This window comes from Terrabacter sp. Root85, assembly GCF_001429185.1.
GTDB lineage: Bacteria > Actinomycetota > Actinomycetes > Actinomycetales > Dermatophilaceae > Terrabacter.
On the sequence record NZ_LMIW01000009.1, the window covers coordinates 225,800 to 244,698 of the forward strand.

The window sequence follows — 18,899 nt, forward strand, 5'->3', positions numbered from 1 at the left end:
CTGGGGTGGTGAGGGATTCGAGCGCGCGTCAGGCGAGCGAGACGGACGATCCGTCGGCCGCGGCTGAGCGGGTGACCGCATCGATGATGGTGAGGTCGCGCAGGCCGTCCTCGAAGGTCGCGACGGGCGGCAGACCCTCGATGCCGGCGACCTGCTCGAGGAAGGCGCGGCACTGGTAGCCGAAGAGGTCGCCGACACCGAAGGAGACGCCGGGGAAGTCCATCGGCAGGCCGCCCTTGACGTAGGGGTGGGCCGGGCCGGCGAGCACCTGGTTGTAGCCGTCGAGGCCGTCGTCGCGCAGCTTGCGGATGACGGAGAACTCGGCGGGTCGGTCCATGTCCCACTTCGCGGCGCCGTGCTCGGCCATGAGGTCGAAGGCGAGCGAGTTCGCGTGGCCCGGCGCGATGCGCGAGATCGAGAAGGTGCCGACGGCGCCCGACTCGAAGTGCGCGGTGAAGGTCGCGACGTCGTCGTTCTCGACCGGCTCGCGCACGTCGGACAGCTCGGCCCGGGCGTGGCCGTAGGTCGTGCCGAGCGGCACGGCGCGCTCCGTGACCTTCGTAGTGAACGTCGCGCCGCTCACGGAGTCCATCGGCCCGCAGAGGAACTCGGCGAGGTCGATGAGGTGGCTGCCGATGTCGGCGAGGGCACCGGTGCCCGGGCCGCCCTTGTAGCGCCATGCCATCGGCGTCTCGGTGCTGCGGGCGTAGTCGCACCAGTAGCGGCCGTTGAAGTGGCTCACCTCGCCGAGCTCGTCGTGCAGCAGGTCGCGGATCGCGGCGACGGCGGGCTGGCGACGGTAGACGAAAGCCGTGCCGGTCGTGAGGTCCGGGTGCTTCTCGGCGGCGGCGATCATGGCGCGGGCGTCGTCGATGCTCGCGGCGATCGGCTTCTCGCAGAGCACGTGCTTGCCGGCGTCGAGGAGGGCCTCGACGATCTCGCGGTGCAGGTGGTTGGCGACGACGACGCTGACGACCTGGACGTCGTCGGCCGTCAGCAGCTCGCGCCAGTCGGTGCCGTGGCGTTCGTAGCCGTAGCGGGCGGCAGCGTCCTTGGCGACGGCTTCGTTCGCGTCGACGACGGCGGCATACCGGATGGGCGGCAGCGGCGGGTCGAAGAGCGTGGGGGCGGTGCGGTAGCCGGCGCAGTGCGCCCGTCCCGCCATGCCGGCGCCGATGACGGCGACGCCGATGGGTGACTGCGTCATGGGATGTACCTCTCTGGACATCTCGGTCAGGGTTGCGCAACGAGCGTTTTAAAGCGCTTTAAGTTACGATGGCTCCAGTGTGCGGAGCGCCGCCCACGCCTGTCAACACTTTGTTCTGACAATCTGTCCTGAGTCCCTCCCGACGCCGCCACCGACGCCGCCACCCGAGCCGCCACCCGAAGGAGCCGTATGCCGTCCCGCCCCGCGCGCCCCCGCCTCGAGGACGTCGCCTCCCGGGCCGGCGTCAGCACCGCCTCGGCGTCCCTCGTCCTGCGTGGACGCCCGGGGCCGGGTGCCGCGACGCGCGAGGCCGTCCTCGACGCCGCCCGCGAGCTCGGCTACCGCGCCGACCGCACCGCGAGCCTCCTCGCCCGGCGGCGCACCCAGCTCCTCGGCGTGACGATGGACGTCAGCAGCACCTTCCACGCCGAGCTGCTCGAGGACCTCCAGACCGCCGCCGACGAGCGCGGCTACGACATCGTCGTCAGCCCGCTGACACGCACCCGCGACGAGCGCCGCGCCGTCGAGTCGCTCCTCGACTTCCGCTGCGAGGCCTTGCTGCTGCTCGGTCCCCGGCTGCCCGACGCCGAGCTCGCGGCGCTGGCCGAGGAGCACCACGTCGTGGCCATCGGCCGCCGGGCGCAGGCGGCCGGCGTCGACGTCGTGCGCGCGGCCGACGACGTCGGCGTCGGCCTCGCCGTCGAGCACCTCGTCGGGCTGGGTCACCGCGACATCGCCTTCGTCGACGGGCCGCGCGGGCCGATCGCCACGCTGCGCCGACAGGGCTACCGCAGCGCCATGAAACGCCTCGGTCTCGCGGACGCGGCCGTCGTCGTCGACGGCGGGGGAGACGAGGAGTCCGGCGCCCGCGCCGCCGCAGCCCTCCACCTCCCCTCTGAACCGTCGAAGGGCCGTGAACCGGAGCCCGCCGACGATCGGGCGGCCCGACGTGGCCGCGTGCGTATGCCGTCCGCCGTCGTCGCGTTCAACGACCGGGCCGCGCTCGGCCTCCTCGACCGCCTGCGGCGCGACGGTGTCGACGTGCCGGGGGACGTCTCGGTCGTCGGCTACGACGACAGCCTCATCGCCCGGCTCGCGACCGTCGACCTGACGAGCGTCAGCCAGATTCCCGAGGCGATGGCGACGGCCGCGGTCGAGGCGGCGACGCAGCGCCTCGACGAGGGGCGCACCGAGCCCGTCGAGCTCGTCCTGGAGCCGCAGCTCGTGGTCCGCGGCACGACGGCGCCGCGCGGTGACCCGACGACCCGGCGCGGCGGCATACGCGAGCCGTGAGGGACCGGGCGTCGGCGCAGCGGACTACGGTCGGGTCATGGCCGACAAGCTGACCCGACAGGCGGCGTCCGACGCCCTCCCCACGTGGCGGTTCCTGCTCCAGCGGATGCACCTCACGGTGCGGGCGCCCGACGTCGCCACGGCCTTCGACTTCGTCGCGCGGGTCGGCGCCGTGGCGACGCCCCTGGGCCGGCAGCCCGACCTCGACGTCCGGGGCATCCTCGTGCACCTGGCCGTGTCGACCGAGCCGGCCGGTGGCGTCAGCGACGCCGACATCGCGGTCGGCCGGGCCGTCGACTCCGTGGTCGCCGAGATGGGGCTGACCTCGCAACCGGGGACCCTCACGGTCGTCGAGATCGCCATCGACGCCATGGACATCGACGCCGTCCGGCCCTTCTGGGACGCCGTCCTCGGGTGGGACGTCATCGCCCGCGACGACGTGCAGGACCCGCTCCGCCTCGGCCCGGCCGTGTGGTTCCAGCAGATGGACGAGCCTCGGCCGCAGCGCAACCGGATCCACCTCGACGTCACCGTCGCCCACGACGAGGCGCCCGGACGCATCGAGCGGGCACTGGCCGCCGGCGGGCACCTCGTGTCCGACTCGAGGGCCCCGGCCTTCTGGATCCTCGCCGACCCCGAGGGCAACGAGGCGTGCGTCTGCACGTGGCAGGGCCGCGACCCCGTCCCGGGCTGACGCTCCTCAGTCCTCCAGTGCGGCCGACACCAGGCGCGCGAAGCGGCCCGGGTCGTCGACCCAGGGGAAGTGGCCGGCGCCGGGCTGCACGACGGAGCGGCCGTCGACGAAGAGCGCGGCGAGCTCCGCGCCGAGCTCCGGGCCCGGCATGAGGTCGAGCTCGCCGACGATGACGCGCACCGGGGCGGTCAGTGACCCGAGTGCCGCCCGCGTCGTGGCCGTGTCGACGGCCTCGGCGCGGAAGGCCAGGGTGCCCCCGCGGTTGCGCTGGGCCTCGTCCGTCGCGGCGTGCCGCCGTGCGGCCTCGGTCCACCGCCCGTAGAGGAAGGGTGACATCGCCTGCCGCGTCGCCGGGGAGTCGTCGTCGGAGTCGAGAGCGACCCTGGCCGCCGCGAACCACGGCTCGCCGGAGCGCAGCGCGACGCGCTCCTCCCAGTCGTCGTCGCTGATGTCGAGGCCCACCGCCGAGGTGCCGGGGGCGACGAGCACGAGGCGACCGACGCGTGCAGGGTGGCGTGCGGCGTACAGCAGGCACACGGATGCCCCGGCGGAATGGCCGAGGAGGTCGAAGCGCTCGAGCCCGAGGTGGGCGCGGAGCGCGTCGAGGTCGTCGGCGAGCTGCGACGGGCCGTATGCCGTCGGGTCGGCCGGCTCCGGGGAGGCGCCGGTGCCGCGCGGGTCCGGGACGACGAGCGTGCGCCCGGCCACTCGCGCGAGTCCGCCGAGGTCCCCGAGGTATGCCGCGTCACGGGCGGGGCCGCCGGGCCAGACGACGAGCGGGTCGCCGGTGCCCTCGGTGCGGTAGGCGAGCTCGGTGCCGTCATCGGACAGGTAGGTCGGCATGGGTCCACCCTGCCAGTCCGGACGGCTCAGACGGCGGCCGCGGCCGCCGCGTCGGCGGCCGCCCGCACGACGAGCCCGGCGATCTCCTCCGGGTGCGTGAAGAGGTTGTTGTGCGAGCCGCCGAGCAGCGACGTGCGCACGCTCGGCGCGCTGTGGGCGGACGAGGCGAGCTGGTCGAGCCACGTGACCGGCACGAAGGCGTCGTGCACCCCCGCGGTCACCGTCACGGGCACGGGCAGGTGCGCGATCCGCTCCTCGGGGGCGTCGTGGATCCCCGACTGGAGCATCGTGATGATGCCGGTGCGACCCCGGTAGAGCTCCATCGCGTCGACCTGGTCGAGGCGGTCGTCGCGGTAGGCGAAGGGGGTGGCCCGGGCCAGACGGTGCAGGCGGCGTTGCTCGGGGGCGAAGGTCGTCCCGGCGAGCACGAGCGAGAAGTCCCGGCGGCGGGCACTGAGGGCGAGGGCGGCGGTCAGCGCTGCTTGCCCGCCCGTCGAGTGGCCGAGCACGACGACGGGGTGCCCGGCGGCCTGGGCCTCGATCCAGCGCGCCGCGGTGAGGCCCGTGGCGTGGATCGAGGGGCTCGTCGGACGTGGCAGGTCGGAGCCGGAGCCGGGCAGGTCGAGCACCGTGCAGGCCAGGCCGCGGGCGACGAGGGCTCGCGCGGTCGGGATCGTGTAGAACGGCAGACCGAGCCCGGGGAGGACGACGACGAGCGGCGTCGTGCGGGGCGCGTCGCCCCCGAGGGCCAACGACCGCACGACCCGGCCCCGGAGGCTCGTGAACTGCACGCGCACGTCCGTCCCGACGTCACGGCCGAGCACGTGGTGCGGCTTCACGAGCGCACGCCGCGGCGCGTGGCCGGAGCCGTGCTGGCACGCACGACCATTTCGGGCTCGATGACCACCGGGGCGGGCGGTGTCGTGCCCGAACCCCCGTCCGGGGACCCGCCGTCGAGCCGGTCGGCGAGGGTGCGCACGGTCTCGGCACCGAGCCGCTCGGCGTCCTGGCGCACCGTCGTCAGGGCCACGTGCGGGTAGCCGGCCTCGGTGATGTCGTCGAAGCCGACGACGGACACGTCGCCGGGCACGTGGAGCCCGGCCTGCCGCACCACGTCGACGAAGCCGATCGCGCAGCGGTCGTTGAAGGCCGCGACGGCCGTGGGTCGTTCGCGCGCGCCGAGCCGGAGGAAGGCGCGGGCCGCCTCGGCACCCTCGAGCTCGGTGACGCCGCCGGGCAGGATCATCTCGGTCAGGGCCGGCGAGCGGCGCATCGCCGTGCGGTAGCCGCGTCGCCGCTCGGCCGCGCCCGCGGTGCGACCGCCGTCGAGCAAGGCGACCCGGCGGTGGCCGAGGCCACGGAGGTGCTCGACCGACAGGCGCAGCCCGGCGGCGTCGTCGGTGCGCACGACGCCGACCCCGCCACCGGGGACGGGCCGCAGGACGCTGACGACCGGAAGGTGTGCGGCGAGTCGCTCGAGCTGCGCCGTCTCCTGGCTGCTGCCGAGCAGGATGATGCCCTCGCACCGCTCGGCGAGCAGGGTCTCGACCGCGGCCGCCTCCGAGCGCGACGGCGTGACGCCGCTCAGGACGAGCTCGTAGGCCGCCGCGTCGGCGTGCGTGTAGAGGCTCTCCAGCAGGTCGCCGTGGAAGGCGTGACCGACGGCGAACGTCACGCCGAGCGTGCGGGTGCGGCTGCTGCCGAGACGGCTGGCGCGGGTGTCCGGGCGGTAGTCGAGCTCGCGTGCGGCGGCGAGGACGCGCTCGCGGGTCGCCTCGGACGCGCCGGCGACACCGCGGAAGACGATCGAGACGAGGGCGCGCGAGACGCCCGCACGTGCGGCGACGTGCTCCATCGTGACTCTCTCGCTGCCCACGTCGCGACTCTAGAGCGCTCCATGAATGTCGGCCAGCCCTTGACCGGCGTGGCGGTGGGGCGCTTCAATGAGTCACGAACTAGAGCGCTCTAGTCACCATCTGCGAAGGAGCAGCCCATGACGCGCATCGACCCGGTCCGGATCGGTCTCATCGGAGCCGGCCGCATCGGCACCCACCACGCCACGACACTGGCTCGGAGGCTCGGGGAGGCCGAGCTCGTCGCCGTCGCCGACCCCCGGGCGGCCGCGGCCGAGCGGCTCGGCGAGGAGCTCGGCGTCGACTGGCTCACCGACCCGCAGGCCCTCATCGACGACCCACGGGTCGAGGCCGTCGCCATCACGTGCGCCAGCACCGCGCACGCCGACCTCGTCGTCGCGGCTGCGGAGGCCGGCAAGGCCGTCTTCGTCGAGAAGCCGATGGCGATGACCCTCGCCGACGCCGACCGCGCCGTCGCCGCGGCCCGAGCTGCCGGCACACCCCTGCAGGTGGGCTTCAACCGTCGCTTCGCCCGCGACTTCGCCGCCGCCCACGAGACGGTCGCCGCCGGGGGCATCGGGACGCCCCAGCTGCTCCGCTCGCTCACCCGCGACCCCGACCTCGCCGACCCGGCCGGCGTGCCGCCGTGGACGATCTTCACCCAGACGCTGATCCACGACTTCGACGCGCTCAACTGGTTCAACGCCGGCGCGACAGCCGTCGAGGTCTCCGTCATGGCCGACGCCCTCGTCGCACCCGACTTCAAGGACGCGGGCCTGCTCGACACCGCCGTCGTGACCATCCGCTACGACAACGGCGCGATCGCCGTCGCCGAGGCGAGCTTCTCGGCCGCCTACGGCTATGACGTGCGCGCCGAGGTCTTCGGCTCGGCCGGCATGGTCACCGCCGGCAGCCCGGCCCACCTCCGCACGGCGCACTGGAGCGCGGCCGGGGTGGCGAGCCCGACGGCCCGCGCCGACACCGACCTCTTCACCGACGCGTATGCCGCCGAGCTCGCCGCCTTCTGCGCCGCGGCTCGCACCGGTGGGCCCACGCAGGTCGGTGGTGAGGACGCCCGTGCCGCGCTGCGGATCGCACTCGCCTGCATCGAGGCCGTCGAGACCGGTGGCACCGTGACGGTCCGCGACGCCGACCGCGTGGCGACCGGAGTGGGTGCCTGATGGCGAGCCCGTTCCCGCTCGCGGTGAGCGCCGAGATGGTCTACCTCGACCTGCCCTTCGCCGAGCGCGTGCGCCGCATCCACGCGCTCGGCTTCCAGGTCGAGATCTGGGACTGGACGCGCCACGACGTCGACGAGCTCGTCGCCCTGCGTGACGAGGGGGTCGTCTACTCGTCGATGACGGGCTACGTCCGCGGCCGGCTCGGCGACACGGAGGGGGCGGACGAGCTGCTCGCGACCGCCGCCGAGTCGGTGCCGGTGGCGCAGCGGCTCGGCATCCCGCGGCTCAACCTCCACGGCACCGGCCTCGACGACCGCGGCCTGCCCGTGCGGCCCGAGCCGGTCGCGACCGGCCCGATGTGGCTGACGGCCCAGCGCACGCTCGGGCGCCTCGCCGAGCTGGGGCAGCGCGAGGGGGTCATGTTCGTGCTCGAGAACCTCAACACCGCGGTCGACCACCCCGGCGTGCCCTTCGCGACCGCCGCCGACTGCCTCGCCCTCGTCGCGGCCGTCGACAGCCCGCACCTCAAGCTGATGCTCGACCTCTACCACGCCCAGATCGGCGAGGGGAACCTCATCGAGCTCTGCCGCCGGGCCCTGCCGCACATCGGCGAGATCCAGGTGGCCGACGTGCCCGGCCGTCGGGAGCCCGGCACCGGCGAGATCGCCTATCCGGCCATCGCGCGGGCCCTCGTCGAGATGGGCTACTCCGGTCCGGTCGGTCTCGAGGGCTTCGCGTCGGGCGACGACGAGCAAGCGCTGCAAGGCTTTCGCGACGCCTTCACCCCCTGACGGTCGGCTCGAACCCGCGGGGGCACAGGCTCGTTCGAGGTGATCCGGACACCGACGTGCGTCGCAGGATCACCTCGAACCGCGGTGGGGGAGGTCAGCCGCGAGAGCTGATCCAGTCGGGGAGGATGCCGCTGCCGAGCGCGGCCGCCCGCAGCGGCGCGGCCAGCTCGGCGACCCTTCGCGTGCCCTCGAGCCCCAGGTGCGCCCAGCCCTCGAGGGCCATCCGGTCCGTCTCGCGCTCGAGGTCCTTGCGGAACGCGAGCCCCTCCTCCGTGAGCGCGTCGCCGTCGACGAGCCCCCGCTCGGTGAGCCGCGCGACGCCGGCCGCCCACTCGTCGTCCGACCAGCCGCGGCTCGACCGCATGAATCCGGTGTTGCCGGAGAAGAGGCCGCCGATGACGATCGACTCGACCGGGTCGAGCCCGGCGCGGAGCAGCGCTGCCACGTGGCCGTCCCCGCGGTGCTCGCGGATGAGGGTCGCGGCGTGCCAGAGCGCGAGGCGCGGCTCGTCCGGCCATTCGAGCCCGGCGTGGGCGGCATACAACGGGCGGCCGGGGGCCGTGAGGCCCGCGCAGACGGTACGGGCGAGGTCGAGCAGCTCGGTGACGTCGGTGTCGCCGACGACGCGGTCGAGCACGACGGTCATGCCGTCGCGACGGGCCTGCTGCACCTGCTCGGGGCTCGCAGCAGCCCACGACGCGGGCAGGGCCTTGGCGTGCAGCCACGGTGCGAAGACGTAGAACGTCGCGGTCGGGACCTCGGGCCCGACCGCACCGAAGGCGGCCGACCGTGCGGCGAAGTAGCTGAGGCGCGGGTGCAGGCCGAGGGCGACATAGGCGTCGCGCACGTCGTCGGCGAAGTAGCCGAGCACGTGGAGCGTCTCGAGACCTCCCCAGGCCTGTCGGGAGGCGCGGATGAGATCGAGGTCGTCGGCGGCGCGGCTCATGACGAGCACCCTAGGCGGCGAACCGCGGTGAACGTCGATGAGCCTCAGCGGACGACGAGCGCGAGTGCCGAGACGATGGTCGCGGCGAGCACGAGCTGGTCGAAGCGGGTCTGGCTGAGGCGCCGTGCCGTGTGCAGCCCCAGCCAGGTGCCGACGAGCACGAGCGGAGCGAGCAGGACTGTGCGCCAAAGGGTCTCCACGCTGAAGAGGCCGAGTCCGATGCTGAAGGGCAGCTTGCAGAGGTTGACGCCGAAGAAGAAGAGCGCTCCGGTGCCGAGGAAGCGGCGCTTCTCGACGCCCTGCGCGACGAGGTAGAGCGTCATGACCGGGCCGGCAGCGTTCGCCGTCATCGTCGCGAAGCCCGCGGCCGCCCCCGTGCCGAGCGCGGCGGCGCGCGAGGAGCCGACCCGGGCCGTGTCGGGGGAGCGCCACGTGAGGACGAGCTGGAGCGCCGCGAGGACGAGGAGGAGGCCGCCGATGGCGCGACGCAGCGTCGTGTCGTCGACCCACGAGAGGAAGAGGGCGCCGAGGGCGAGTCCGGGCAGCACGGCCGGGATGAGCCGCTTGAGCAGGCCGGTGTCGGCGTCGCGGCGGTAGTGCCAGACGGCGACGACGTCACCGATGAGGAGCAGCAGCAGGATCGCCGCCGTCGACTCCTTCGTCGGAAGCACGAAGGCGAAGATCGCGATGGAGATGCTCGCGACCCCACCGATGGCCGTCTTGGCGAAGCCGATGAGCAGCGCGGCGACGCCGAGCAGCACCAGCGACGTGACGGTCATGGAATCGGAGCGTAGGCCGCGGCGGCCGGGCGCGTCCGTCCGTCCACGGCATCCGGCCTCGGGTCAGACGCCGCGTCAGACCCCGAGCGAGGCGCCGAGCTTGCCGAGCAGGCGAGCGAGGGTGGCGCGCTCCGACGCGCTGAGTGGCTCGAGCAGGCGCGCCTCGTTGGCGAAGTGCTCGGGCGCCGCGCGATCGATGCGCTCGCGCCCCTTCTCGGTGAGCACGACGATGCGGCTGCGGCGGTCGCCGCCTGCGACACGGCGCTCGACGAGCCCGGCGCCCTCGAGCCGGTCGAGCCGCTTGGTCACCGCGCCCGAGGTCACCATCGTCTGGTCCATCAGCTCGGTCGGGGTCAGCTCGTGCGGCTCACCGGTGCGGCGCAGGGTGGCGAGCACGTCGAAGTCGCCCTCGCCGAGACCGTGCGCGTTGTAGACCTTGACGAGCTCGGTCGTCAGGGCCAGGGCGACGCGGTGCAGCCGGCCGATGACGAGCACCGGGGTGACGTCGAGCTCGGGGCGGACGGCGGCCCACTGGTCGACGACGTGCTGGGCGTGGTCCTCGTGGTGCTCCATGGGTGGAATATATCTTCTCCGGAAGGTATTTTATCTTCCATGGAAGGCAATCGAGCGAGCTGGACGAACGTCGCGCTGACGGCGCTCCCCGCCGCCATCTGGGGATCCACGTATGCCGTCACGCAGCAGTGGCTCCCACCCGGCCGTCCGCTCTTCGCCGCCACCGTGCGGGCCCTACCCGTCGGCCTGCTCATGCTCCTGTGGCTCCGGCGCCTGCCTCGGGGCGACTGGTGGTGGCGCTCGCTCGTCCTCGGCTCGCTCAACATCGGGCTCTTCTACGCGCTCCTCTTCTTCGCGGCCTACCGCCTCCCGAGCGGCCTCGGCACCACGCTCGTCGCCACCGCTCCCATGGTGACGATGGGTGTCTCGTGGTTGCTCCTGGACCAGCGACCTGCCCGGGTCTCGGTGGCGGCCGGGCTGGTCGGCCTCGTCGGGGTCGCGATGCTCGTGCTCCAGAACGGCCTCGACCAACCTCTCGACCCGGTCGGCCTCGGGGCCGGGCTCCTCGCCGTCGTGCTGTCGTCGTGCGGCTTCGTCCTCACGAGGAAGTGGGCGCCCACCGACGACGTCGTCACCATGACGTCGTGGCAGCTCGTCGCGGGTGGCCTCGTGCTCCTGCCGATCGGGCTCGTCGTCGAGGGCGCGCCGCCGGCCCTCGACCTGCCGGCCGTGGGGGCGCTCGTCTTCCTCGGTCTTCTCGGCAGCGGCGTCGCCTACGTCCTGTGGTTCCGCGGTCTGGCGATCCTCGGCCCGACCTCCGCCTCGATCATCGGCCTCGTCAACCCGGTGGTCGGCGTCCTGCTCGGCGTCGCGCTCCTCGGTGAGCGCTTCGGTCCGGTGCACCTCGTCGCCATGGTCCTCGTCATCGGCAGCGTCCTCGCAGCGCAGGAGCCGGTCCGGGCCCGCCTCGCCCCTCGCCAGGCGAGGCCCTGGTCGCCCAGAAGAGCAGCACGGGATCGGTGTTTCCCTGTGCCACGTGCCGACCCTGGCCGCCGAGGGCGACCGCGGCGCACGGCATACCGCCTCGGAGGCGCACGGTTGCGAGCAGACACGAGGAGCGCAACGCGAGCTCGGGCAGGCAGCGTGCGCCCCTAGGGTGCGCCTCAGTCGGTCTCGTCGAGAGCGCGCCGCGGCCCCCGTGCCGCGTGACAGGGGATGAGGAGTGCGCGATGCGTGGATCCCAGCCGGAGCGCGACGACGAGATCGCCCGGGTCCGGGCCCGCCGCACACGACCGCGTGGGACCGGTCGGTCGATGCGAGGGCGTGTCGGGCAGCGGGCCCCCGTCGTCCGGGCTGCCCTCGTGGCCCTCTGTGCCCTCGTGGCGGTCCTGACCGTGTCCGGCGGCGCCACGGCCCTCGAGCGTCCGGATTCGCTCGGCCTCGAGCAGTCGCCGCCCACGGTCACGGTGGTCGGCGCGGCGCAGGTCGGGGGAGACCTGACGGCCGAGCCGGCCGACTTCGCCGTCGGCGACGTCATGATGTACGCGTGGTCCGCCGACGGCGTGCCGCTCACGGGCGCCGACGCTGCCCGACTCCCGCTGACGCCCGACCTCGTCGGCGCCATGCTCACCGTGACGGCGACCGGCCGGCAGGACGGCCGGCCGGACGAGATGGCCACGGCCACCGTCGGTCCCGTCACGCCCGGCGTCATCGCACCGGTCGGCACGCCGCTCATCACGGGGACGCCGCGGGTCGATGCCGTGCTGTCGGGGAGCGCCGGGACGTGGGACCCGGCCGCCACGCTGACCTACGCCTGGCTCGCCGACGGAAGCCCGGTCACGGGAGCCACCTCCCTGACGTTCACGCCGCGCGCCGAGCAGGTCACCGCCGTCCTGTCCCTGCGGGTCACAGCCGTCCGCGACGGCTACGCGACCCGCTCTGCGACCAGCGCCGTCACGCTCCCTGTCGGGTCCGCCACCTTCACCACGTCACCCACTCCGACGATCAGCGGCACGCTCCGTGTGGGTCGGGTGCTCACGGCCGACCCGGGGGCCTGGTCGCCGAGTGCCACGCTGACCTACCAGTGGCGGGCCGGCGGGGTCGCGATCGCCGGAGCGACCGCCCGCACGTACGTGCTGCAGGCCGCCGACCGGACCAGGCAGATGTCGGTCCAGGTGCGGGGCGGCCGCCCCGGCTACGTGCCGGTGACGCGGACCTCCGCGGCCACGGCCGCCGTCGACTACGGCCTCTTCACCGCCTCGCCGACGCCGACGATCGGCGGCGTCGTGCAGATCGGCTCGACCGTCCGGGCGGCCCCGGGCACGTGGTCACCGTCGGCCGTGCTGAGCTACCAGTGGCGGGTCGGCGGCGTGGCGATCACGGGAGCGACCGGCGCGTCCTACGTGATCCCCTCGGGCTACCTCGGCAGGTCCCTCTCCGTCACGGTCACGGGGCGCCGGACGGGCTACCTCACCGTCTCTCGCACCAGCACGGCGCGGACGGTGACCCAGCCCTTCACGGCGGCGCCGACCCCGAAGATCTCGGCCCAGCTCACCCGCGTGGGGTGGGTGCAGCGAGCCACGGCCGGCGCCTGGTCGCCCGCGGCGACGCTCAGTGTCCAGTGGCGGCGCAACGGCGCCGCCATCACCGGCGCGACCGGGTGGAGCTACCGGCTGACCACCGCCGACCTCGGCAAGCGCATCACCGTGACGGTGACGGGGCGCCGGTCCGGCTACACGACGACGACCCGCACGAGCGCGGCCACCGCGACCGTGCTCGCTGCCCCCTACGGCTTCACCAGCTCCGGCACGCCGGCCGCCCCACCCACCGCGGCCTACGCGCCGTCGGTCATCCGCACCCTGACCGATGCGCAGTGGTCGGCCATCACCGTGGCCGGTGTGTGGCGTGCGGGAGACTGCCCCGGCGGACGCTCGACCTTCCGCCGCGTCGACGTGCCCTACTGGGGTCTCGACGGCAAGGTCCACCGTGGCTACGTGGTCGTCAACGCCGACGTCGCCCGCAGCACGGCCAAGATCTTCGACGCCCTCTACGCCAAGCGCTTCCCCCTGCACCGGGTCGAGGGCATCGAGAACTGGGGCGGCTGGGAGTGGCTCGCCTCGAAGGCCAACGCCTCGACCGCCATGAACTGCCGCAAGCCGTCCGAGGCCAACTCCAGCAACGCGTACTCGCCCCACGCCTGGGGTCGCGCCCTCGACTTCAACCCCGTCCAGAACCCCTACGTCAACCCACACACCGGCAGCTGGGACCCCAACCCGCCGCCCTCGGCCTCGACCCCGGGGACGATCCGCTACGGCGGCGTGGCCTGGACGGTCGTCACCTCGTTCGGGTGGTACTGGTCGGGCAACGACTCGTGGCACGACTACATGCACTTCGACACCGGCTACCCGTCCACGCCGCGCAGCGGCTTGCGGGTCGTCGACGGGGCGGTCGGTCACGACCGCTGACCGGCCGGCAGCGCGCCGCGTTCGCCACGGGCCGGGCGGACGGCAGGCGGCCGCCTCTTCCCAGCGGGGCCCGAGCGGGTAAGGCTGTGGCATGGCCACCGACACCGACCACACCTTCGACGTCATCGTCATCGGGCTCGGACCGGGCGGTGAGCACGTCGCCGGGAGCCTTGCCGAGCGCGGCCTGCGCGTGCTCGGTGTCGACCGCAGACTCGTGGGGGGCGAGTGCCCCTACTGGGGCTGCATCCCGTCGAAGATGATGATCCGCGCCGCTGACGCGCTCGCCGAGGCCCGTCGTGTCGACGGGCTGGCCGGGTCGGTCGGCGACGTCGTGCCCGACTGGTCGGTCGTCGCCACGCGCATCCGCGAGGAGGCCACCGACGACTGGGACGACAGGGTCGCCGTCGAGCGACTCACCGGCAAGGGCGCGACCTTCGTCCGCGGCACGGCCCGCATCGCGGGGCCGGGACGCGTCGACGTCGACGGCACCGCCTACACGGCGACGACGGGCATCGTCGTCAACACCGGCACGACGGCTGCGATCCCACCCGTCGACGGCCTCGCGGACACGCCCTACTGGACCAACCACGACATCGTCGAGGCCACCGAGCTGCCCGGGTCGATCGTCGTGCTCGGCGGCGGCGCCATCGGCTGCGAGCTGAGCCAGGTCATGGCCCGATTCGGCGTCGACGTGACGGTCGTCGAGGCTGCCGACCGCATCCTCGCGCTCGAGGAGCCGGAGGCCTCCGACCACCTCGAGAGTGCGCTCGAGGCGGACGGCATCACCGTCCGCGTGGGTGTCGGCGCCGAGAAGGTGACCCACGACGGCTCGACGTTCACGGTCACGCTCGCCGACGGCTCGACGCTGGCGGCTGAGAAGCTCCTCGTCGCGACCGGCCGCCGCGCCGGCCCCGCCGCCGTCGGGCTCGACACGGTCGGCGTCGCCAAGGACTCGCGCACTGCGCCCGTCGACGACCGCTGCCGCGTCGCCGACGGCGTCTGGGCCGTCGGCGACATCACCGGCAAGGGCGCCTTCACGCACGTCTCGATGTACCAGGCGGGTGTCGTCATCCGTGACGTCCTCGGCGACGACGGCCCACCGGCGGAGTATGCCGCCCTCCCGCGCGTGACGTTCACCGATCCCGAGGTCGGTGCCGTCGGGATGACGGAGGCCCAGGCTCGCGAGAAGCTCGCGAACGTCCAGGTGGGCGTGACCCCGCTCGGCGAGACGACCCGCGGCTGGATCGCCAAGGCGGACGGTCTCATCAAGGTCGTCGCCGACGCCGACCGCGGCGTCCTCGTCGGCGCCACGACGATGGGTCCGGCCGGGGGAGAGGTGCTCGGCGCGCTCGCCGTCGCCGTGCACGGCGAGGTCCCGATCGAGCGGCTCCGCTCGATGATCTACGCCTACCCGACGCTCCACCGCGGCATCGAGGACGCGCTCGGTCGCCTCGCCTGAGGCCGCGGGTCGCGCCGCCCTCTGCGGGCCGCGCCCGTGCCGGTGCGCCGTGTGGGGAGCAGTGACCTGGCGACATTCGGGCGACGGGGCGGTGACGGATGCGCGGCGCGCGGGTGACGGGTGTCCGGGCCTGCATGGGCGACTCGGGCCGGGCGATACGGTGAGCGCATGGCACAGCGACTGCTCGCCCTCGACCTCGACGGCACGACTCTCAACCACATGGGCGAGCTCTCCGACCGCGTCCGCGACGCCGTCCAGGCCCTGCCCGACGACGTCGCCGTCGTCATCGCGACGGGCCGGTCGATCATCGCGACGACGCCGATCCTCGAGGCTCTCGGTCTGCGCCAGGGCTACGCCATCTGCTCCAACGGTGCGCTGACGCTCCGCCTCGACCCGTCTGCGGCAGAGGGCTACTCGATCATCGACATGGTGACCTTCGACCCCCAGGCGGTGCTCGAGAAGATGCGCGTCGCCCTCCCCGACGCGCTCATCGCCGTCGAGGAGCCCGGCGTCGGCTTCAAGGTGAGCAAGCACTTCCCCGACGGCGAGCTGATGGGTGAGTCGCGCGAGGTCGACTGGGACGAGCTCATCGCCCACCCCGTCACGCGCGTCACCCTGCGCCAGCCCGAGGCCACGGCCGAGGAGTTCATGGAGATGGTCGAGCGAGCCGGTCTGCACGGGGTGTCGTATGCCGTCGGCTGGTCCGCGTGGCTCGACATCAACCCGGAGGGCGTGTCCAAGGCGAGTGCGCTCGAGCTCGTCCGTCGCCAGCTGCGCGTCGAGCCGATCCACACCGTCGCGTGCGGCGACCAGCGCAACGACCTCGAGATGTTGCACTGGGCCGCGTGGGGCGTCGCCATGGGCAACGCCCCCGACCAGGTCAAGGCCGTCGCCGACGAGGTCACCGGCCACGTCGACGACGACGGCCTCGTCCCGGTGCTCGAGGCCGTCGCGCAGGCGGCGCGGGCAGGCGTCGCCTTCCGCGACGGCGTCGAGTCGGCCGCGACCGCGCGGCTCGAGCTCTAGACCCGGACGACGGGCCCTCGCGTGCCGATCGTCTTCGTCCACGGCGTCGCGGTCCGCGACGAGGACCCCACCCTCGCGCGGGCGACGCGGGCCTTCGGCGAGGTCCCGTGGCCCACGATCGAGGCGCACCTGCGCGAGCACGTCGCGCCTGCCGTCTCGGACGACCCCACCGGGGTGCCGATCATGCGGATCTACTGGGGCGACCTCGGCGCCCACTTCGCGTTCGGCGGCCGGTCCCTGGTCTCGCGCCCGCTCGACCTGCCGGAGGCGGCCGAGCACGCTGCAGGCGCCGTGGCGGAGGCAGCCGACGAGCTCGTCGACGACGTCATCCCCGAGCCGCGACGCATCCGTCGGCTGCGCGGGGCGGCCACGTCGCTGCGCCGGCCGCTCGAGGACTTCGTACCGGTCTTCCTCGGCGACGTCCTGACCTACGTCTCGACGCGAGGCAGTGCCGAGGCTCCGGGACCGATCGTCGAACGTGTCCTCGCCGGCCTCGACGCGGCGGCCTTCGCTGCCGAGAGCCGGGACGAGCCGCTCGTCGTGCTCACCCACAGCATGGGCGGGCAGATCGTCTACGACCTCGTCACCCACTTCCTGCCCCGGATGCCGGAGCACCGGGGGATCCGCATCGACTACTGGTGCGCGGCTGCGTCGCAGGTCGGCCTCTTCGAGGAGCTCGGGCTCTTCCTCGAGAGCGCGCCCGACCGCGGACCCGGCCCGGCGGCACGCCCCCCTCGCGAGCACCTCGGTGGCTGGTGGAACGTGTGGGACCACGCCGACCTGCTGAGCTTCCGCGCGGAGGGCATCGTCGAGGGCGTCGACGACTCGGCGTTCTTCGCGGCGGGCAGCCTCGCGACCGACCACTACCGCTATCTCGCGAACGCCGACTTCTACCGCGCCCTCGCCGGCCGCGTCCGTGCCAGCATCGGACGACCGGACCGCCACTGAGCCGTCGCCGAAGGATTCTCGGGTCTCGTGTCGAGAAGCGTCCGACGCGTTCGACGTAGAGGTGAGCAGGGTCCGACGACCGTGCACCGACCGCAGGAGGAGACCGCCATGCGCTTCATGATCATCGTCCACAGCACCCCCGAGACCGAGCAGGGCACGACCGGCACCGAGCAGCAGTTCGCCGACATGCAGGCCTACAACGAGGAGATGCTCAAGGCCGGCGTCTTCGTCGACGGGCAGGGGCTCCACCCGACCGCCAAGGGTGCGCGCGTCACGTACGAGGACGGCGACTGGGTCGTCACCGACGGGCCGTTCGCCGAGGCGAAGGAGCTCGTCGCCGGCTTCTCGATCATCGATGTCAGCTCCCGCGAGGAGGCGCTCGAGTGGCTCCGGAAGTGGCCGGTGTCGTGCGCCCCCGACCCCGGTCAGGCACTCGAGCTGCGCCAGGTGTTCGCCGCCGAGGACTTCGGCGACGCCTTCTCACCCGAGCTGCGCGAGCGCGAGGAGCAGATGCGCGCCGAGGCCGCTCGCAACGCCGCCCAGGGCTGAACCGACACCGGTTCGTGCCACAGTGTCGGGGTGTCATCCACCGCCGACCAGACCGACGAGACCACGTCACAGGCCACCCGGGCATCGCACGACGACGTCCAGCGCACTCTCGAGGCCGTGTGGCGCATGGAGGCCGCCAAGGTGACGGCCGTCGTCGCCCGCGTCGTCGGCGACGTCGGGCTCGCCGAGGACCTCGCGCAGGACGCGTTCGTGCAGGCGCTCGAGCAGTGGCCCCGCGACGGCATCCCGACGAAGCCGGGTGCCTGGCTGACGGCGACCGCGAGGCGGCGGGCCATCGACCGCATCCGGCGCGACGTCAACCTCGCGAGCAAGCTGCAGCAGGTGGGACACATGGAGGAGCTGCGCGTGGCCGAGCTGGCCGAGGGCGACTTCGACGCCGCGCTCGAGGACATCGACGACGACGTCCTCGGCCTCGTCTTCGCCGCGTGCCATCCCGCCCTGACCGCCCAGGCGCGAATCTCCTTGACGCTGAGGATGATCGGTGGCCTGACGACGCGCGAGATCGCCCGTGCCTTCCTCACCACCGAGCCGACCATCGCCCAGCGCATCTCGCGGGCGAAGAAGACCCTGAGCCAGGACGGCATCACCATCGAGGTGCCGTCGGGCGCCGAGCTGGCAACACGTCTCGCGTCGGTCCTCGAGGTCGTCTACCTCATCTTCAACGAGGGGTATGCCGCCACGTCAGGTCGCGACTGGGTGCGTGGCGACCTCATGGAGGAGGCCATCCGGCTCGGTCGGGTGCTCTCGGCCCTCGCGCCCGGGGAGCCCGAGGTGCACGGCCTGCTCGCCCTCATGGAGATCCAGGCCTCGCGCACGCGGGCCCGCATCGGTCGCGACGGCGAGCCCGTCCTGCTCCTCGACCAGGACCGCACGAAGTGGGACTGGGCCCTCATCCGCCACGCGCTCGCCGCCCTCGAGCGCGCCGTGTCTCTCGTCGACCCCGGCCGCGGGGCGACCGGCCCGTACGTGCTGCAGGCCGCCATCGCCGCCTGCCACGCCCGCGCCCGCACGGCCGACGCCACCGACTGGGCGCGCATCGTCGCGCTCTACTCCCAGCTCGGAGCCAACCGCCCGTCGCCCGTCATCGACCTCAACCGTGCGGTGGCCCTGTCCTACGCCGACGGGCCGGCCGCGGCGCTCGAGGTCGTCGACGGGCTCGTGGCTTCAGGCGCGCTCGCCGACTACCACCTGCTGCCGAGCGTCCGTGGCGACCTGCTCGCCCGCCTCGGCCGCGACGAGGAGGCCCGCGCCGAGTTCGCCCGCGCGGCCGGGATGACGCAGAACGACGCCGAGAGGGCGCTCCTGCTGCGCCGCGCGGCCGGCGAGGACTGA

18 protein-coding genes are annotated in these 18,899 nt (G+C 73.6%); 11 read left to right on the forward strand and 7 right to left on the reverse strand.

Features of this window, described 5'->3' with window-relative positions; all coding sequences use genetic code 11:
- Positions 1–28: 28 nt before the first annotated feature.
- Positions 29–1,207, reverse strand: coding sequence for a Gfo/Idh/MocA family protein (locus ASE25_RS13305; protein WP_056826014.1), 1,179 nt, complete (start codon positions 1,205–1,207; stop codon positions 29–31).
- A gap of 189 nt (positions 1,208–1,396) precedes the next feature.
- On the opposite strand from ASE25_RS13305, the gene ASE25_RS13310 reads away from it, so the two are divergent.
- Positions 1,397–2,500 carry a LacI family DNA-binding transcriptional regulator gene (locus tag ASE25_RS13310; protein ID WP_056826016.1) on the forward strand — a complete coding sequence of 368 codons (1,104 nt, stop codon included), beginning with the start codon at positions 1,397–1,399 and terminating at the stop codon, positions 2,498–2,500.
- A gap of 37 nt (positions 2,501–2,537) precedes the next feature.
- The gene (locus tag ASE25_RS13315; protein WP_056826266.1) at positions 2,538–3,194 is read left to right on the forward strand and encodes a VOC family protein; all 657 of its coding nucleotides are present in this window, start codon (positions 2,538–2,540) and stop codon (positions 3,192–3,194) included.
- 6 nt (positions 3,195–3,200) lie between these two features.
- Here the strand turns inward: ASE25_RS13315 and ASE25_RS13320 are convergent, their stop codons facing one another.
- From ASE25_RS13320 to ASE25_RS13330, 3 genes are read right to left on the reverse strand one after another with little or no spacing between them, the layout of a single operon-like run.
- Positions 3,201–4,037, reverse strand: a complete 837-nt coding sequence (locus tag ASE25_RS13320; RefSeq protein ID WP_056826018.1) for an alpha/beta fold hydrolase — start codon at positions 4,035–4,037, stop codon at positions 3,201–3,203.
- A gap of 26 nt (positions 4,038–4,063) precedes the next feature.
- On the reverse strand, positions 4,064–4,876 hold the full coding sequence (locus ASE25_RS13325) for an alpha/beta fold hydrolase (RefSeq protein ID WP_056826020.1): 813 nt from the start codon (positions 4,874–4,876) through the stop codon (positions 4,064–4,066).
- Positions 4,873–5,913: a LacI family DNA-binding transcriptional regulator gene (locus ASE25_RS13330; protein ID WP_082622868.1), complete on the reverse strand. Its 1,041-nt coding sequence runs from the start codon at positions 5,911–5,913 to the stop codon at positions 4,873–4,875. Before ASE25_RS13330 ends, ASE25_RS13325 begins: the two co-directional genes overlap by 4 nt.
- Positions 5,914–6,030: 117 nt before the next feature.
- Between ASE25_RS13330 and ASE25_RS13335 the strand changes: the two genes are divergently transcribed.
- Positions 6,031–7,071, forward strand: coding sequence for a Gfo/Idh/MocA family oxidoreductase (locus tag ASE25_RS13335; RefSeq protein WP_056826024.1), 1,041 nt, complete (start codon positions 6,031–6,033; stop codon positions 7,069–7,071).
- Positions 7,071–7,862, forward strand: coding sequence for a TIM barrel protein (locus tag ASE25_RS13340; RefSeq protein WP_056826026.1), 792 nt, complete (start codon positions 7,071–7,073; stop codon positions 7,860–7,862). Before ASE25_RS13335 ends, ASE25_RS13340 begins: the two co-directional genes overlap by 1 nt.
- 94 nt (positions 7,863–7,956) lie before the next feature.
- Here the strand turns inward: ASE25_RS13340 and ASE25_RS13345 are convergent, their stop codons facing one another.
- The 3 genes from ASE25_RS13345 to ASE25_RS13355 form a co-directional block, all read right to left on the reverse strand.
- Positions 7,957–8,808 (reverse strand): hypothetical protein, encoded by an 852-nt coding sequence (locus ASE25_RS13345; protein ID WP_200959105.1) that lies wholly within the window; start codon positions 8,806–8,808, stop codon positions 7,957–7,959.
- Positions 8,809–8,852: 44 nt separating this feature from the next.
- Positions 8,853–9,587, reverse strand: coding sequence for a sulfite exporter TauE/SafE family protein (locus tag ASE25_RS13350; RefSeq protein ID WP_056774618.1), 735 nt, complete (start codon positions 9,585–9,587; stop codon positions 8,853–8,855).
- 75 nt (positions 9,588–9,662) lie between these two features.
- Entirely contained in the window at positions 9,663–10,160 is a 498-nt protein-coding gene (locus ASE25_RS13355) for a MarR family winged helix-turn-helix transcriptional regulator (protein WP_056826028.1), read from the reverse strand.
- A gap of 39 nt (positions 10,161–10,199) precedes the next feature.
- Between ASE25_RS13355 and ASE25_RS13360 the strand changes: the two genes are divergently transcribed.
- The 7 genes from ASE25_RS13360 (at position 10,200) to ASE25_RS13390 (ending at position 18,899) form a co-directional block, all read left to right on the forward strand.
- Entirely contained in the window at positions 10,200–11,255 is a 1,056-nt protein-coding gene (locus tag ASE25_RS13360) for a DMT family transporter (protein ID WP_235508679.1), read from the forward strand.
- Positions 11,256–11,329: 74 nt separating this feature from the next.
- A complete protein-coding gene (locus ASE25_RS13365) occupies positions 11,330–13,564 on the forward strand; it encodes a M15 family metallopeptidase (protein WP_056826029.1) in 2,235 nt (744 codons plus the stop codon).
- Positions 13,565–13,655: 91 nt separating this feature from the next.
- Positions 13,656–15,023 carry an NAD(P)/FAD-dependent oxidoreductase gene (locus ASE25_RS13370; protein WP_056826031.1) on the forward strand — a complete coding sequence of 456 codons (1,368 nt, stop codon included), beginning with the start codon at positions 13,656–13,658 and terminating at the stop codon, positions 15,021–15,023.
- Positions 15,024–15,191: 168 nt separating this feature from the next.
- Complete coding sequence (locus ASE25_RS13375) at positions 15,192–16,049, forward strand: HAD family hydrolase (RefSeq protein WP_056826032.1); 858 nt, start codon at positions 15,192–15,194, stop codon at positions 16,047–16,049.
- A 21-nt stretch (positions 16,050–16,070) separates the two neighbouring features.
- Complete coding sequence (locus ASE25_RS23070) at positions 16,071–16,997, forward strand: hypothetical protein (protein WP_056826035.1); 927 nt, start codon at positions 16,071–16,073, stop codon at positions 16,995–16,997.
- A 108-nt stretch (positions 16,998–17,105) separates the two neighbouring features.
- Positions 17,106–17,546 carry a YciI family protein gene (locus tag ASE25_RS13385; protein WP_056826271.1) on the forward strand — a complete coding sequence of 147 codons (441 nt, stop codon included), beginning with the start codon at positions 17,106–17,108 and terminating at the stop codon, positions 17,544–17,546.
- Positions 17,547–17,576: 30 nt separating this feature from the next.
- The gene (locus tag ASE25_RS13390; protein WP_082622870.1) at positions 17,577–18,899 is read left to right on the forward strand and encodes an RNA polymerase sigma factor; all 1,323 of its coding nucleotides are present in this window, start codon (positions 17,577–17,579) and stop codon (positions 18,897–18,899) included.